Origin of the sequence: Flavobacterium crassostreae, assembly GCF_001831475.1 — a bacterium.
GTDB lineage: Bacteria > Bacteroidota > Bacteroidia > Flavobacteriales > Flavobacteriaceae > Flavobacterium > Flavobacterium crassostreae.
Genome location: NZ_CP017688.1, coordinates 2,178,979 through 2,194,556, shown reverse-complemented (window position 1 = coordinate 2,194,556; position 15,578 = coordinate 2,178,979). Strand labels below are relative to the sequence as shown.

At 35.2% G+C, this 15,578-nt stretch carries 12 protein-coding genes; 1 reads left to right on the top strand and 11 read right to left on the bottom strand.

The genetic code is table 11. The features are described 5' to 3' along the window. Window positions 1-176: 176 nt before the first annotated feature. The 9 genes from LB076_RS09835 to LB076_RS09795 all read right to left on the bottom strand — a co-directional run bounded on the left by LB076_RS09835 (window position 177) and on the right by LB076_RS09795 (window position 11,367). A complete protein-coding gene (locus LB076_RS09835) occupies window positions 177-947 on the bottom strand; it encodes an HNH endonuclease (protein WP_066336564.1) in 771 nt (256 codons plus the stop codon). Window positions 948-1,104: 157 nt separating this feature from the next. Continuing rightward, window positions 1,105-2,100, bottom strand: coding sequence for a hypothetical protein (locus LB076_RS09830; protein WP_066336571.1), 996 nt, complete (start codon window positions 2,098-2,100; stop codon window positions 1,105-1,107). Window positions 2,101-2,369: 269 nt separating this feature from the next. Further along, a complete protein-coding gene (locus tag LB076_RS09825; RefSeq protein WP_083319328.1) occupies window positions 2,370-3,278 on the bottom strand; it encodes an IS3 family transposase in 909 nt (302 codons plus the stop codon). After that, window positions 3,230-3,613: a helix-turn-helix domain-containing protein gene (locus tag LB076_RS09820; protein ID WP_070786770.1), complete on the bottom strand. Its 384-nt coding sequence runs from the start codon at window positions 3,611-3,613 to the stop codon at window positions 3,230-3,232. Before LB076_RS09820 ends, LB076_RS09825 begins: the two co-directional genes overlap by 49 nt. 198 nt (window positions 3,614-3,811) lie before the next feature. Continuing rightward, a complete protein-coding gene (locus LB076_RS09815; protein WP_066330963.1) occupies window positions 3,812-4,351 on the bottom strand; it encodes a GNAT family N-acetyltransferase in 540 nt (179 codons plus the stop codon). Between the two features lie 195 nt (window positions 4,352-4,546). Beyond that, a complete protein-coding gene (locus LB076_RS09810; protein ID WP_066330961.1) occupies window positions 4,547-5,587 on the bottom strand; it encodes a tyrosine-type recombinase/integrase in 1,041 nt (346 codons plus the stop codon). Between the two features lie 110 nt (window positions 5,588-5,697). Further along, window positions 5,698-8,550, bottom strand: coding sequence for an excinuclease ABC subunit UvrA (gene uvrA, locus LB076_RS09805; RefSeq protein WP_066330959.1), 2,853 nt, complete (start codon window positions 8,548-8,550; stop codon window positions 5,698-5,700). A 287-nt stretch (window positions 8,551-8,837) separates the two neighbouring features. Then, window positions 8,838-10,622: a chloride channel protein gene (locus LB076_RS09800; protein ID WP_066330957.1), complete on the bottom strand. Its 1,785-nt coding sequence runs from the start codon at window positions 10,620-10,622 to the stop codon at window positions 8,838-8,840. Window positions 10,623-10,779: 157 nt separating this feature from the next. After that, entirely contained in the window at window positions 10,780-11,367 is a 588-nt protein-coding gene (locus LB076_RS09795) for an acyl carrier protein phosphodiesterase (protein WP_066330955.1), read from the bottom strand. Window positions 11,368-11,469: 102 nt separating this feature from the next. On the opposite strand from LB076_RS09795, the gene glmM reads away from it, so the two are divergent. Next, the gene (gene glmM, locus LB076_RS09790; protein WP_066330949.1) at window positions 11,470-12,867 is read left to right on the top strand and encodes a phosphoglucosamine mutase; all 1,398 of its coding nucleotides are present in this window, start codon (window positions 11,470-11,472) and stop codon (window positions 12,865-12,867) included. Between the two features lie 63 nt (window positions 12,868-12,930). On the opposite strand, the gene LB076_RS09785 is transcribed toward glmM, so the two are convergent. Together LB076_RS09785 and LB076_RS09780 are read right to left on the bottom strand one after the other, a co-directional pair. Further along, window positions 12,931-13,347: a thiol-disulfide oxidoreductase DCC family protein gene (locus LB076_RS09785; protein ID WP_066330945.1), complete on the bottom strand. Its 417-nt coding sequence runs from the start codon at window positions 13,345-13,347 to the stop codon at window positions 12,931-12,933. Next, entirely contained in the window at window positions 13,347-15,515 is a 2,169-nt protein-coding gene (locus LB076_RS09780) for an endonuclease MutS2 (protein ID WP_066330943.1), read from the bottom strand. The genes LB076_RS09785 and LB076_RS09780 overlap by 1 nt, the downstream gene beginning before the upstream one ends. Window positions 15,516-15,578 lie beyond the last annotated feature (63 nt).

Sequence of the window (15,578 nt, the reverse complement as noted above, 5' to 3'; positions counted from 1 at the left end):
ATTTTAATTTTTTGCGGTTTTCGAGGCAAGATTACTGCCAACGTTCCCGCGCTACAAGCAGTTTGGGACTAAATTAAGCCCATTATTCGGATTTGCCAAATCTTCCAAATACAAAACCATTTTTCCATTAAGCCTAATACCCAAATTGCTTGTAGCGTGTGTTAGCTGTAGCCTTTTTATCCATTTAAAATTGATAATGTTAAATCAATGTCATTAAAATTCTTAACTATTTTAAAGCTTTTAAAATGGTCTTTTTTTGCTTCTTTCGTTTTTTTTATATAATTATCAAAAGCAATTTGCCAATGTCTAGATGTTGCAATACCAAAAACGTGACCTAAAAGTTCAAATTCAAAGAAACAAGGTTCGTTAATTAAATACTTTAATTTAAAATCATCGTGTAAAAATAATTCAGGTGTTTTTGCCCAATCTTTTGTCATCAAAATTATTCCGTGATTACGTTCAAAATAGAAGACAGGATAATCACCTAAATCATAACGACTAAATTCTCGGATAAAATCATATTTTTCGTTATGTCCATCTTGATTTTGTCTTTCCGTTTCTTCTAGAAATATTTTATATAAACCTTTTTTCAATTGTCTAGATATTTTCTCTTGAAAGTGGGCATTGTATTTATAACCTGCTTTTAGTGCTAATTTGTTCTTAACAAAATCAACATTAAAATAAATTGATGAGAACTTCGGCAATGCTTTGTTTTTTCCAATCTGATTATCCGTCTGCAAGAATCTTGCTCTAGAAATGTTGAAAGTTTCTTTGATTACAGTTTCAATTGGAGGTAGTTTATTATTATAGCTTCCAAAATATAAATTACATTCATCGCAAACATTTTGACAAGTTTTTTTACCACCAAGTGTTTGAGGAATTGTGTGAGCCAATTTTTTAAATTCTACTTTTTCTTCTGTTTTAGAACACCATATACATTTCTTCACACGATTTTTTTTGTAAGGTTACAGCTAACGTTCCGCCGCTTGGCGAGGTTGCGAACTTCGTAACCGAGTATTTTCGGCTAAGATAAAATTTCTTACGAAATGTAAACGTGAATTTACTACAAAATTCGCAATCTTGCCAAACGGCTGTTGGCAGATGTTATTTTTTTAACCTAATTTTCCACATTAAATCAAAACTTATTACGTGTTCATATTGAAATTTACTTACAGGTTTTATATTTAATAATGTTGGTTTATAATTTATGCCAATATAAAAATTTTCACCAGCTCTAAAATACCCATTAGTAATAAATCCAATTCCGTAGTTTGATTTAAAAATTGGCTTTTTTGAGTTTGGAACATTTTCATCATATTCTGTATTATCGAACTTCCAATTGTTTTTAGAAAAATTAAGTCCGTATCCAAAAGTAAATCTATTAAATTTATGATTTTCGGTTAAACTAATGGCTAACGCACTTAAAAATTCTACTTCTCCCTCGTATGAAACTGGTGCAGGTACTGGTGCAATAGAATTCATTACCGCACTTGCATTTAAATTTATAAATTTATATTCACTATGATAATATTCTATTCCTGTTGAAATACCTAAAAATCCAGTGCTAGTTTTTTGATCTTCTCCATTTGGTTTAAAATCAAAATTATTTATCCAAGGAATTGAAAATGTGAAATTTATTTGTCCTTTATAAGTAATGTGCTTTTTAGTAAAATAATTTGAAAAATCATTTTTGAAATCTAAATATGATTTTGTAATTGGCGTTTTAATTTGAGTAATCGTGTCACTAATGTTTAAGAATACAGATTTACCATAATAAAATCTTTTTTCTGTTGTTAAATCTACCAAATAACTTACTGGAGCAAAATGTACAAAAGATAAGTTTCCATATAGATATTTTGGACTTATTGATGGTTTTAAAGAATAATTTTTCTTTATAGTGTCTGAAATTAATACAATTGGCAAAACATTTTTTGACCGTTTAACTTCTATTTTTGCTGGTAAATTATAAATACTATCATATACTTTTACCTTTGTATTTGCAAATGATTTTATTTCTAATTTATATGTTTTCTTTGTGAAAATTGTTGCACAAGAAGTTAAAGAAAATATTAAAACTATTATTACTAATTTTTTTATCATTTTTCGTTTTTTCGTCTTTTTTTGTCTTGTCCTAGCCTAGGTTGACCTTTTTTTTGTTAAAAATTAGGTTAAAAATAACCAAATCGGTTTGCCAATTTTGGTTTAGGTTTTTTTAGTTTTTTCTTCAAAAAAAATGAAGATTAAAGAAGTGGCATTTTGAAAATGCCATCTTCATTTTCTTTGACTATGATTTTGGCACTCTTCGAGTTGCTCCTCAGTATTGCTCGTTTCCATCCTCACATAGCATTACAATAGTAGTAAATCGGTGTTTAAATAGCAATTTTTTTTGTCTTTTTATAAGATTTATTTTTCTGTTTATTGTATTGTAAATGAACAGATTGTGGTGTTTTTAAGTCTAAACTCCAATGAGTTCTTTCGTTATTGTAAATTTCTACAGCTTCTTTGGTCATTGCTTTTGCTATTTGAATGGATTTAATTGTTTTTTTTAGTCCAAATTCATATTTTAAAATTCCGTTAATACGCTCTGCAATTGCATTTTCGTAAGGGTCATATTTTTGCGTTGTACTTAATATAAACCCCTTTTTTTCAGCAAATTCACTATGGTCTGGACAGCAATATTGTATGCCTCTATCGCTATGATGAATGATATTTTTAGGATTAAAAATACAATTTTTATAAGCCATATTAAGTGCGTTTTTAACCATTTCTACCCGCATATTGTTCTCTAATGACCAACCCATTATTTTTCGAGAATAGGCATCTGTAACCAAGGCTAAATAAGCATGTCCTGCATCGGTTTTTACATAAGTTATATCTGCAACAAAAACTTGTTCAGCGTGTGTTATTGCTAAGTTATAGAGTAGGTTAGGAGACTTGTAAAAATAGTGTTTAGAGTCCGTTGTGATGTGAAAACGTTTGGTTCTCTTTATGAATAAACCTCTAACTCTGAGCAAATCAAACAGTGCATCTCTGCCCATTTTTATGTTATGTTGAACAAACTTTTCTTTTAAGTGATCTAAGAGTTTTCTTGTTCCTGTTCCTGGCATTCTTTCGCGTATTTCCAAGACCAAATCAATCACAATGTTATTGCGTATTTCTTTGATTTTATAGGATTCAATTCTTTGATAATAAGCTTGTTTACTAATCCCGATTGATTCGTAAATCCATTTTATTTTAAAAGCTTTTTCTTCTTTTTCTGAATTTCGTTTGCTAACCAATCGGGCAAGTACTTTTTTGAAAGTTCCTCCCCAGTAACAGACTCAAATTCAATGATTACCTCTTGTTGAAATGCTTTAATTCCTTCTAAATCTTCTATTTTATTTTTTAGCAAACGAATTTCATCGTCTTTACTAATAGATTTATTGGTTTGCTCGTAATTGGTTAGTTTCTTCATCCAGTATTCGATTGTGCTTTTAGAAATAGCGTATTTTTTAGAAGCGTAATTTAAAGAAATTTGTCCATTGTTGATTTGTTGAATTACAGAAAGTTTGTATTCAAAACTTACTTGTTTTCCGTTTCTTCTTCGGACGGGCTGATTTTCGGGTGTTTCCATTGGTTGCTAAAGGTGTTTAAGTTTTAGTCAACCTATTTTAGGACTCGACATTTGGGATAATATCTGCCAACGTTATGCCACTTTGAGATGGCTGGAAGTTCGTAACCGCTCAATTTTCGGCTTAACGAAAACTTGATGCGAAACGGTAATTCCACTAAACTCCAGCTAGCTCAAAATGGCTGTTGTGCGTTCGTTTTTTTATTTATTTTTCCATTCACTGGAATTTATTCTATAAATGGTTACTGACATTCCTTTAAATTCGGTGGTTTTATCTTTCCTCATTCCGTTTCTGTCTGCAACTTTTTCAGAATTAATATTTTCAGTATGAATTATTGAAATTAAACTTTCAGTAAATTTATTTTCAAATGCAAAATTTTTACATTTTTCAGTTGATTCTGTTGCAAATCCCTTTTTTCTGTATTCTGGCAAAATTGAATATGCAATTTCAATTTCTTGTTTTCCTTCAATTTCTCTTACTAAAAGTCCACTTTGTCCAACAATTTTATTTGTATTTTTTTCTATCAATATATTTTGTCCGCCTAAATCGTTTTTATATCTATCAAATGTCATTTCAAACCAAAGTTTACATCTTTCATTTGGAGTTTCAATTTTGTCAACTCCTAAAAAACGACAAACTTCATTGTCTTTGAACAATTCAATACAATCATCAAAATCCTCAATATTTAATAGCCTAAATTTTAACCTTTCCGTTTCTTCTCCTTCTAATGTATATTTCATTCCGTTATTCTTATTCTACAATTTATACAACTATAAATTTATTTTTTTGGGTTCGTTTTTTTCTATTCTGTTCGGGCAAAATGACGCACAACTAGCGAATACGTATAACAAAATCATCCTTATCGCACCCAATTTGGTGGGATAGGTCTAATAGTGTTGTGAGGGTATTCTATACCAAATATAGAAATATTCTGGTTATAAATCATCAAAGGGACTCTTTATTTGTTGTAAATTTTTGGTGCTTACATGGGTATAAATTTCGGTAGTTTTGCTGCTAGAATGTCCTAATAATTCCTGAATATACCTCAAGTCGGTGCCGTTTTCTAACAAATGGGTGGCATAACTATGTCTAAGCCAATGTAGAGTTACTGGTTTTTGTATGTTGGTTTTATGCAAGGCTTGTTTTAAAATGGATTGCAAGCTTTTTTCGGAATAAGTCGTTCCAGAAATTTGTCCTTCAAAGAGCCATATTTTAGGTTTGTAATAGGTATAATATTCTCGGAGAATCTCTAATATTTTGGTAGATAATGGAGCAATACGGTCTTTTCTTCCTTTGCTTTGTTTGATAATTACGATTCCTCTTTTGGAGTCTATATCGGCGGGTTTTAAATTCAAAAGTTCGCTTCGGCGCAAGCCACAACTATAAATCAGAGATAGCATGGCTCTGTGTTTAAGATTACGGTGTGCATTTAAGATACTTTTAATTTCTTCTTTACTCAATACATTGGGCAATAATTTGATTCTTTTAGGACGATGAATTTTGTCGATTTCAATTTTGGTTTCTCTAACGGTTTTAAAAAACAATTTAATTGCGTTCACAATTTGATTTTGGTACGATGCCGATAGATTGTTTTTTAAAATATATTGGTTGTTATAAATAATAACATCCTCGTTTGTTATTTGACTAACGGGTTTGTCTTGATAAAAAAGCAAGAACGATTTTAAGGCATCACAGTAGGTTGCAACCGTATTTTCGCTATAGCGTTTGGAGCGCAGCCATTGTCTGAATTTTTCTATTTGGGCTATTGCTTCGGATTTGGGTGCAGAGATATCTGGTACAATTTCAAATTTAATTCGGTTTTCGAGGGTATCCGGAATATGCCAAAACACTTTTTGTGGACTCCATTTTGCGCCATCTATTTTCCGCACTTCCAAAAGTAATTCTGGATCTTTTGCAAACAATACAGCAATGCGTTTTTGAGATTTATATTCAATGAGTTTTCCTGTCCAATTCATAATGTATTGATTTCGTGCCTAAAGATATAAAAAACAGAATACCTTTAGCCATGTTACAAAAAACAATTCAAGGACCAAGCATCCAAAAAAAAAGCTTTATTTTGGGATATTTAAAGAGCTGCTAGTTCTTTTTTTAAGAACTTGGCAGTATGGCTTTTTTTGTTGGTAGCAATCTCTTCGGGGGTTCCTTTGGCTACAAGCAATCCACCACCTTTACCACCTTCTGGACCAATATCTAAGATATAATCGGCTAGTTTTATAACATCCATATTGTGTTCTATAATTAAGATGGTATTGCCTTTATCTACTAATTTAGTGATCACTTCCATGAGTACTCTAATATCTTCAAAATGGAGCCCTGTTGTGGGTTCATCCAGAATATAAAAAGTGTTACCGGTATCTTTTTTGGCTAGTTCTCCGGCTAATTTAATGCGTTGTGCCTCGCCACCAGATAGTGTAGTGCTTTGTTGTCCGAGGGTGATGTACCCCAGACCAACATCCTGAATTGTTTTTACTTTTCGATAAATTTTAGGAATCATTTCAAAAAACGGAACCGCCTCATCTACCGTCATATTTAATACATCCGAGATGGATTTTCCTTTATATCTAATCTCTAGAGTTTCTCTATTAAAACGTTTGCCTTGGCAGGTTTCGCATTCTACATAAACATCTGGCAGAAAATTCATCTCAATAGTGCGCACTCCGGAGCCTTGACAGGTCTCACAACGTCCGCCTTTAACATTAAAACTAAAACGTCCAGCCTTATAGCCTCTAATCATGCTTTCGGAGGTTTTGGTAAACAAGGTTCTAATTTCGGTAAAAACTTCGGTATATGTAGCCGGATTAGAACGAGGTGTTCTACCTATTGGACTTTGATCTATAGCAATTACTTTATCAATATGCTCCAGTCCTTCTATTTTTTTGTAAGGCTGTGGTTTTTTGACCCCATTAAAATAATACGCGTTCAGAATAGGGTAGAGCGTCTCGTTGATCAAAGTAGATTTGCCGCTTCCAGAAACTCCCGTTACGCAAATCAATTTGCCCAAAGGCAAGGATATACTAACGTTTTTGAGGTTATTTCCTGTGGCTCCAGATAATTTCAAAAATTTGCCATTGCCTTCTCGGCGTTTTTCCGGAATTTCTAACCGCATTTTTCCGTTCAGATACTGTGCCGTAATGGTATTGGATGCCAAGGTTTGGGCAGGAGTACCCATACTAATGATTTCTCCTCCAAATTTTCCGGCTTTGGGGCCAATATCAATCACATAATCTGCTTGTTCTATCATGTCTTTGTCATGCTCGACCACAATAACAGAGTTACCAAGATCGCGCAACTGTTCTAAAGAATGAATCAATTTGGCATTATCCCTTTGGTGCAAACCAATACTGGGTTCGTCCAGAATATACAACACACCCACCAATTGAGAACCAATTTGCGTAGCCAATCTAATGCGTTGCGCCTCACCGCCAGAGAGTGACTTAGAACTTCGGTTGAGGGCCAAATAATCCAAACCAACATTCATCAAAAAATGCAAACGGTCTTTAATTTCTTTGATTGCCTCAGTGGCTATGCGTTTTTGTTTATCCGACAAATGCTGGTTTAGTTCTTCAAACCAAAGCGTTATATCCGAGATATCCATAGCGCATAATTGGGCAATATTTTTTTGATTAATTTTAAAAAATAACGCTTCTTTTTTTAGACGAGAACCCGCACAAACCGGACAACTAATTTCGTCCATAAATTCTTTAGCCCAACGTTTGATCGTTGCAGATCCGCTTGCATCATATTGGTTTTTTATAAAAGCAGAGATGCCTTCAAAATCAATTTTGTATTCTTTAGTAATTCCAGCAACTTTGGATTGGATTGCAAATTTTTCTTTTCCACCATTCAAAATCATTTCCATGGCCGTGTCCGGAATAGATGCAATGGGATCCGTTAATTTGAAATCAAATTTTTCGCCAATACTTTCTAATTGCTTAAAAATCCAAGACGATTTATACTCTCCCAAGGGAGCAAAACCACCGGCTTTGATAGACAATTTAGGGTTCGGAATTATTTTTTGAAGATTAATCTCATTTACCGTACCCAAACCTTTGCAAGCATCACAAGCGCCCTTAGGGGAGTTGAACGAAAACAAATTAGGCTCCGGACTTTGGTACGATATCCCCGAACTAGGACACATCAAATTTCTACTAAAATAACGCACCTCTTGGGTATCTTGGTCCAAAACCAGCAACACATCTTCTCCATGGTGCATGGCTGTATGGATGCTTTCGCTGAGTCTTTTTTGATTATCAAGTCCACCAGCCTGCGTAGGAGGAGTAATTTCGAGACGGTCAATTACAATCTCAATATCGTGGGTTTTGTAACGATCCAATTTCATGCCACTACTAATGTCCAGAATTTGTCCATCCACACGTACTTTCAAGAAGCCTTGTTTGGCAATTTGCTGAAATAATTCGCCATAATGTCCTTTTCTGGCTCGAATAACTGGGGCCAAAATGTTGATCCGCTTTCCATCAAAATCTTGAGTAATCAAATCCTTGATCTGCTCATCGGAATATGAAACCATTTTTTCGCCCGTATTGTAACTATATGCATCGGCGGCGCGAGCATAGAGCAAACGCAAAAAATCATAAATCTCCGTAATGGTTCCCACCGTAGATCGCGGACTCTTACTGGTAGTTTTTTGCTCAATGGCAATAACCGGAGACAAGCCATCAATTTTATCCACATCCGGGCGTTCCAAACCACCCAAAAATTGTCTGGCATAGGCCGAAAACGTTTCTACATACCGGCGTTGTCCTTCGGCATAAATGGTATCAAAGGCCAAAGAAGATTTTCCAGAACCCGAAAGTCCCGTTATGACCACAAGTTTTTCCCGAGGGATAGAAACATCTATATTTTTGAGATTATGCACACGGGCACCCTGAACTTCAATAAAACTGTTTTTATCTGACATAATTTTTGCAAAAAAGCAAAGTTACTCTTTTGATTTATTCTTTTGATAGAACACTTTAGAACTTTATGTTAAAATCCCTACCTAAAAACACCAAAACAATTCCCTTTTGCAGCAGCAGCAACCAAACAATCCCAATGAAAAGCAGTCCCGCTTTACGCTACAATAGTATTTGGCAGAACCCCTGCCAAATACGGATTTTTGCTACAATCGGGGCTAAAGAGAGTGTTTAGTATTCCAAATAAAGCATACCAAGCAGGCTGTTCAAAAAAAAAGTCTACACCAAACCATTATTCAATAGTCATGGCTTTTAATTTGCTTCTATAGGCCTCTAAGGCTACAGATTTAGAGATAAAACCAAAATATTTTTCGTCTTTAATCACCGGCAAAAAAGCCATTTTAGAGCGTTCAAATTTATTCATAACCGTTTCCATACTATGAAACGGATAAACAATCTCTAAAGGAGTAGTCATAATATCTTTGACCAACGTATATTTGACCCGATAGGTATTAAAGATAATTTCTCTAATATTATTAAAATGTACCACACCCAACAACTGTTTCTCTTTATCTACAACCGCAAAAATAACTTGATTAGAATGCGAAATCAAATCCACCAATTTCTCTAAATTTTCATCCGGAGATAACGTAAGATAATCCGTCTGAATGATGGCACTGGTCTCCAGAGTAGAAAGCACATTGGTATCCTTATTGCTGGTAAAAGCATGGCCCTTTTGTGCCAAATCTTTAACATCCATAGAGTGTTTTTCAAACCGTTTAGAAATAGCAAAACTAATCGAGGCAACAAGCATCAACGGAAGCATCAGACTGTATCCTCCAGTTATTTCGGCAATTAAAAATATAGCCGTTAAGGGAGCATGAAACAAGCCACTCAATATCCCCGCCATACCTACCATAGTAAAGTTACTTACCGGCAAATGGGTCAATCCGGTTAAATTTATAGTTTTAGAAAAAACAAAACCAACATACGAACCCACAAACAACGACGGAGCAAAGTTTCCTCCATTACCACCAGCACCCAAAGTAATACCCGTGGCAAACACCTTGAGCATCATCGTTAGTCCCACAAAAGCAATTAAAACCCAGTTGTTGGTGCTGTATTTGCTAAACAAGGTGTTTTCTAATATTTTTCCGGGATTGTTATCCGATAGTGTTTTAATACTCTCATAACCTTCTCCAAAAAGAGTCGGAAAAACAAAAATCAACACCGCCAATACCGAAGCTCCCAACAATGCTTTTTTGTACGGATTTAGTTTTAATTTTTGAAAAAAATGTTCGGTTCTCTGAAAGTTACGGGTGTAATAAATAGACAAAAAACCAGTTATGATACCCAAAAGCACATAAAACGGAATTTTGTGGTAATCAAATACCTGTTGTTGTTTAAAGTTCAACAAAATAGTTTCGTCTAGCGTAATTACCGAAACTAAGGCTCCAGTTGCAGCAGCAATCATAATAGGTGTAAAGGCCGAAATGCTCACATCTACAAGCAAAAATTCAATAGCAAACAAAACCCCTGCAATTGGAGCATTAAAGGCTGCAGCAATTCCGGCAGCAACCCCACAACCAATGAGCAACGTTCTATCTTTGTAGCTTAATTTGTATTTTTGAGCATAATTAGATCCAAAAGCCGCTCCTGTAACCACAATAGGGCTCTCTAAACCCGCAGAACCTCCCAAACCAACGGTTAAGGAACTAGTAAAAATTTGGGCATACATTTGTTTCTTCGGAATGATGCTTGCTTTTTTGGCCACAGCATACAAAATCTGAGAAGTTCCTTTTTCAATAGATCCTCCCAAAAAACGTTTGACCACCAAAACTGTCAAAACCAAACCAGCAATGGGCAAAATACTGTTTATAAAGCTTAATTTTAGGATCCCGTTAATGTAAGTGGCAAACAAAAACACCCAGTGGGCAAAGGTTTTTAAAACAATCACCGCAAAGGCAGCCGTAATCCCAACCAAAATACTAGATAAGAAAATAAATTGCTTCTCTGTAAGTATGGATTGAGACCAAGCAAGTATACTTTCTAGTTTAGAAATATATTTTTTGAACATCTATTTTTTTTTGAAAGCGCTAAATTACTACTATTTTAGGCGGTAAGTCAACTTTTGGAAGCTTCTTTTTGCTAAAAAAACACTTCGCTTTGCAATCAAAAATACGCCCGGAACAACAACTAAGGCATCTCAGACAAAAGTTTTAATGCGTATAAGGCTAAAAATTTGCGGCTAAGTGCGCTTGGGCATGCTGTTTTAAATCTTCAAAAAACGCAGTAAATTCTTGTTCAAATTCAGTATAATGCAACACCAATTCTTGAGTTGCAAAACGCATTCGAGAAGCATTTTGGGTACGCCGATCCATTTGGGTCAAAATACCCTTAATTCCGGCAATGGTTTGGTAACTAGATAACCAATTTTGCTGGACCATATATGGCATTAAACCCAATGTTTTTGGAGTCAAATGGGATTCATTTTCTTTTAAGGAGTCATAAAAAGAAGCAATATATTCTTCAAGATTTTCATCCGAATAAGCAGACCAATTTTTGGCCAAAAAATGATCGTAAAAAATATCCACAATTACGCCCGCATAATGGTGGTAATTGGCGTGCAATTTTTTGGTGCTTTTTCTAAAAACAGGATGCGCATCTGTATAGGTATCAATGGCCCGATGCAGTATAATTCCTCTTTGGATATCCGAAGGAAAATGATCCAAATGTTTGCCTCTAATACCATCAGCCATAAAATTGCCAATTTGGATATGGGCATTGTTACCCGAAAGGTAGATGTGTGCTAAAAAATTCATTCGCCTAAATTAGGAAATCTAAATGACTTATTTTAAAACCACAATTATTATATTTGTACAAACTTAATACCGATTTACCCATATTTTAATACAATTTAAATAATGACATTAATAAAATCAATATCCGGAATCCGTGGAACCATAGGAGGCAAAGTAGGGGATAACCTAACCCCATTAGATACCGTAAAATTTGCTTCGGCTTATGGTACTTGGCTAAAAAACAGTTTAGCTACTCCAAGCAACGAAAAATTAAAAGTGGTTGTAGGTCGTGATGCCCGTATATCTGGCCCAATGATTCACAACTTGGTAGTAAATACACTAATAGGTCTAGGAATTGATGTAATCGATTTAGGCTTGTCTACCACACCTACTGTAGAGATTGCAGTCCCTTTGGAGAAAGCCAATGGTGGAATTATTTTGACAGCTTCGCACAATCCAAAACAATGGAATGCTCTGAAATTATTAAATGATAAAGGCGAATTTTTGAACGCAATAGAGGGCGAAAAAATACTACTCATTGCCGCCGAAGAACGTTTTGATTTCTCAGAGGTAGACCATCTGGGCGAAATTACCATAAACGATGCCTATATGGACATCCATATTGATGAAGTATTAAACCTACCCTTGGTAGATGTTGCAGCCGTCAAAGCGGCAAAATTTAAAGTGGTTGTAGATGGAGTAAACTCCTCTGGTGGGATTATTATTCCAAAGTTATTAGAATTAATGGGAGTAGAGGTCGTAAAACTATACTGCGAACCTAACGGACACTTTCCGCATAATCCAGAACCATTAAAAGAACATTTAACCGATATTTCGGCACTGGTACTAAAGGAGCAAGCGCATTTGGGAGTAGTAGTGGATCCAGATGTAGATCGTTTGGCTTTTATCTGCGAAGATGGTGAAATGTTTGGAGAGGAGTACACCTTGGTAGCTTGTGCAGATTATGTATTGCGCAACACACCTGGAAATACGGTTTCGAACATGTCTTCTTCTCGTGCTTTACGAGATATTACCAACCAGCATAACAGTACCTACCAGGCCTCTGCAGTAGGAGAGGTAAATGTGGTCGAATTAATGAAAAAAAACAACGCCGTTATCGGTGGCGAAGGCAATGGCGGAATTATCTATCCAGAATCCCATTATGGTAGAGATAGTTTGGTAGGTGTAGCCTTGTTTTTGACCCATTTGGCAAAACAAAAAACAACCGTTTCTGCCTTACGAGCTTCGTATCCAGAATACTATATGAGTAAAAACAAAATTGAATTGACACCGCAAATTGATGTAGATGCTATTTTGAGTGCAATAACCAATACCTATAGCACCGAAAACATTCTTACCATTGATGGTGTAAAAATTGATTTTGCTAAAGAGTGGGTACATCTGCGAAAATCCAATACAGAGCCTATTATTCGTATTTATACCGAAGCAGGATCACAAGAGGCAGCAGATCTTTTGGCAGAACGCTTCATTTTAGAAATTAAAGCTATTGCCGGAATCTAAAACCGGCTTTAGGATATACACAACCAGTACCCCTTTGGATTTTAGAGTCCAAAGGGGTATTTTTTAGTCTATAAATTTAGCTTTTAACTCTGGATTGGCTAGCTCACAAGATGCTTTTTGACCATACCAACGGTACCTGTTTTTGGCAATAAAAGTATAGCCATAATCCATCCAACTGCTCGGAAAAATACTGAAAATTAGCGCCGGAATTTGTAACCCTCGTAACTCTTTGGCAATACGTAGAGCGGCTTGGGACTTATAATAGTACGCAATACCGGGCTCATAGAGTATAATACTATCTGGTGCGGTTGCAGCTACTCCAAGGTATTGGATAATATCCTGACCCATTTTGGACTGCAAAGATGCAAATCTAAAAATATCTTTAGTATCGCGCTTATGGATAAACTGCACTGCTGTATCGCAGAGGTTGCATACGCCATCAAAGAGTATAATTTTTTTGTTTTGGGGTAGGTTTTGCATTATTTCTTTTTGATTGCCTCTACCAATTCTAGTTGGTCCATGCTTACCTTGGAGGTAAAGATGCCATAATTTACGGTAGCTTTGTTTTTTTCGATTGCCTCTAGAGTACCCACGGCTTTGCCCTCTAACATTCGGACTCGATCTCCTAAACGGATAATTGCTTTGGGTTTTTCAAGGATTGGTTGGTGTTTTTTTTCTTTTTTCTCTTTGCGTATTTCCTCTACAAGGACTTCTGCTTCTTGAATTATTTCTTTTTTCTTGGCAACAATAGCTTTTACTTGTTTTGGAGTGGCTATTTTGCGTTTGGAGTTTTCTATTTCAATGATTTTTAAAAACTCTCCAATTAAATCTTTTTTATTCTTGTTATTGAAATATTTCTCGGCTATATCTTCAATTTTTTGGCCTATATAAATGGTTTTTTGATTGCTATCATATAGCTCTTGGTAGCTCTCTAGTTTTTGTTTTATTCGGGTATTGATGGTCTCCATTTTTTTGCCTTCCTCTCGGGCTTTGGTTTCTTCTTCTTTGAGTGTTTGAGAAGTTTTTTCCATCTTGGAACGCTCTTTTTGAAGGGTGGCGATGGTTTTGTCAAAACGTACTTTACCGACTTCAATCTTCTTTTTGGCTCGGTTGGTTAAACTAAACGGAATACCATTTTTCAGGGCTACTTCAAAGGTGAAAGAACTACCGGCTTGACCCAATACTAATTTGTACATGGGTTCTAGTGTTTTTTCGTCAAAAAGCATGTTGGCATTGGTTGCAAAAGGCAGCTCGTTTGCAAGAATCTTCAGGTTAGAATAATGCGTTGTAATAATTCCAAAAGCTTCTCTATGGTAAAATTCTTCTAAAAAAATCTCTGCCAAGGCTCCTCCTAATTCTGGATCAGAACCCGTACCAAATTCATCAATTAAAAACATGGTTTTAGCATTACACTTCTTCAAAAAGTAGTTCATGTTTTTGAGGCGGTAACTGTAGGTACTCAAATGATTTTCAATAGATTGGTTGTCTCCAATATCGGTAAGTATGCGATCAAACAAAAAGGTTTCGGAACGTTCGTGCACCGGAATCAACATTCCGGATTGTAGCATTAGTTGCAACAATCCTACGGTTTTTAACGAAATGGTTTTTCCTCCTGCATTGGGACCTGAGATTACTATAATTCTGTTTTCTTGTTGTAATTCTATGGTTTGCGGATGGGTAATTTCTTTTTTTTGTTTGTTATTTAGATACAAAATAGGGTGGTAGGCATCTCTAAAATACAAGCGTCTGTTTGTAGTTATTTGAGGCAGAATACCATTAATTTTATTGGCATATTTTGCCTTAGCAGCAATCACATCTATGGTACTCAAAAAATCTTGGTACTCGATTAGTAACGGCAAATAAGGACGGATACTATTGGATAGTGTTTTTAAAATACGGGTAATTTCTTCTGCTTCTTCGTATTCTAAGTTGCTTAATTCTCTAGAATATTTTAGGGTAGCTTCGGGCTCTATATAGGCAATACTTCCGGTTTTGGAACTGCCCATAATGGATCCTTTTACTTTACGTCTGTACATGGCCAAAACTGCCAACACCCGCCGGTTTTGTACAAAACTCTCTTTGATATCATCTAGATATCCTAAACCATTGTATTGGGTTAGTGCAGACCCAAAACTTTGGTTCACTTTGCCTCGAACCATATTGATATTTCTTCGGATATCTAGCAATAATGGCGATGCATTGTCTTTGATCTCTCCATATTTATCTACAATACTATCAATTTGAGTAAGAATATCTTTGGTGTATGCTACCTTTTGGGCACGGTTATGTAAATTGGGGTAGTAGTCTGCAAATTTTTTAAAATAGAGCAACAAAAAGTTTACGGTGCTAGATAGGGTAGCAATTTTTCTAAAACTGCCCACTTCTAAAAAACTATCCTCAATGGCTAGAAATTTTATTTCGTGTGTGATGGCATCAAAACCATGATTGGGTATGGCGTTATTGTTCTCAAAAGAAGAAACATACTCTGAGGTTTGCATTAAAGACTCCATCAAACTTTCTTGGTCTTTAAATGGGGTTATTTCTAAAGCTTTTTGTTTTCCTAAATCCGTGTTGCATATGGCTGAAATGGTTTCAAGAACGGTCGGAAATTGTAAATCTTGTAATGTTTTTTCTGTAATGGATATCATTCTTTATGGTAAAAAAGTAAAGTAGCAAAGTTACAAAGATTCTGCGTTAAATTCAGGAATAGT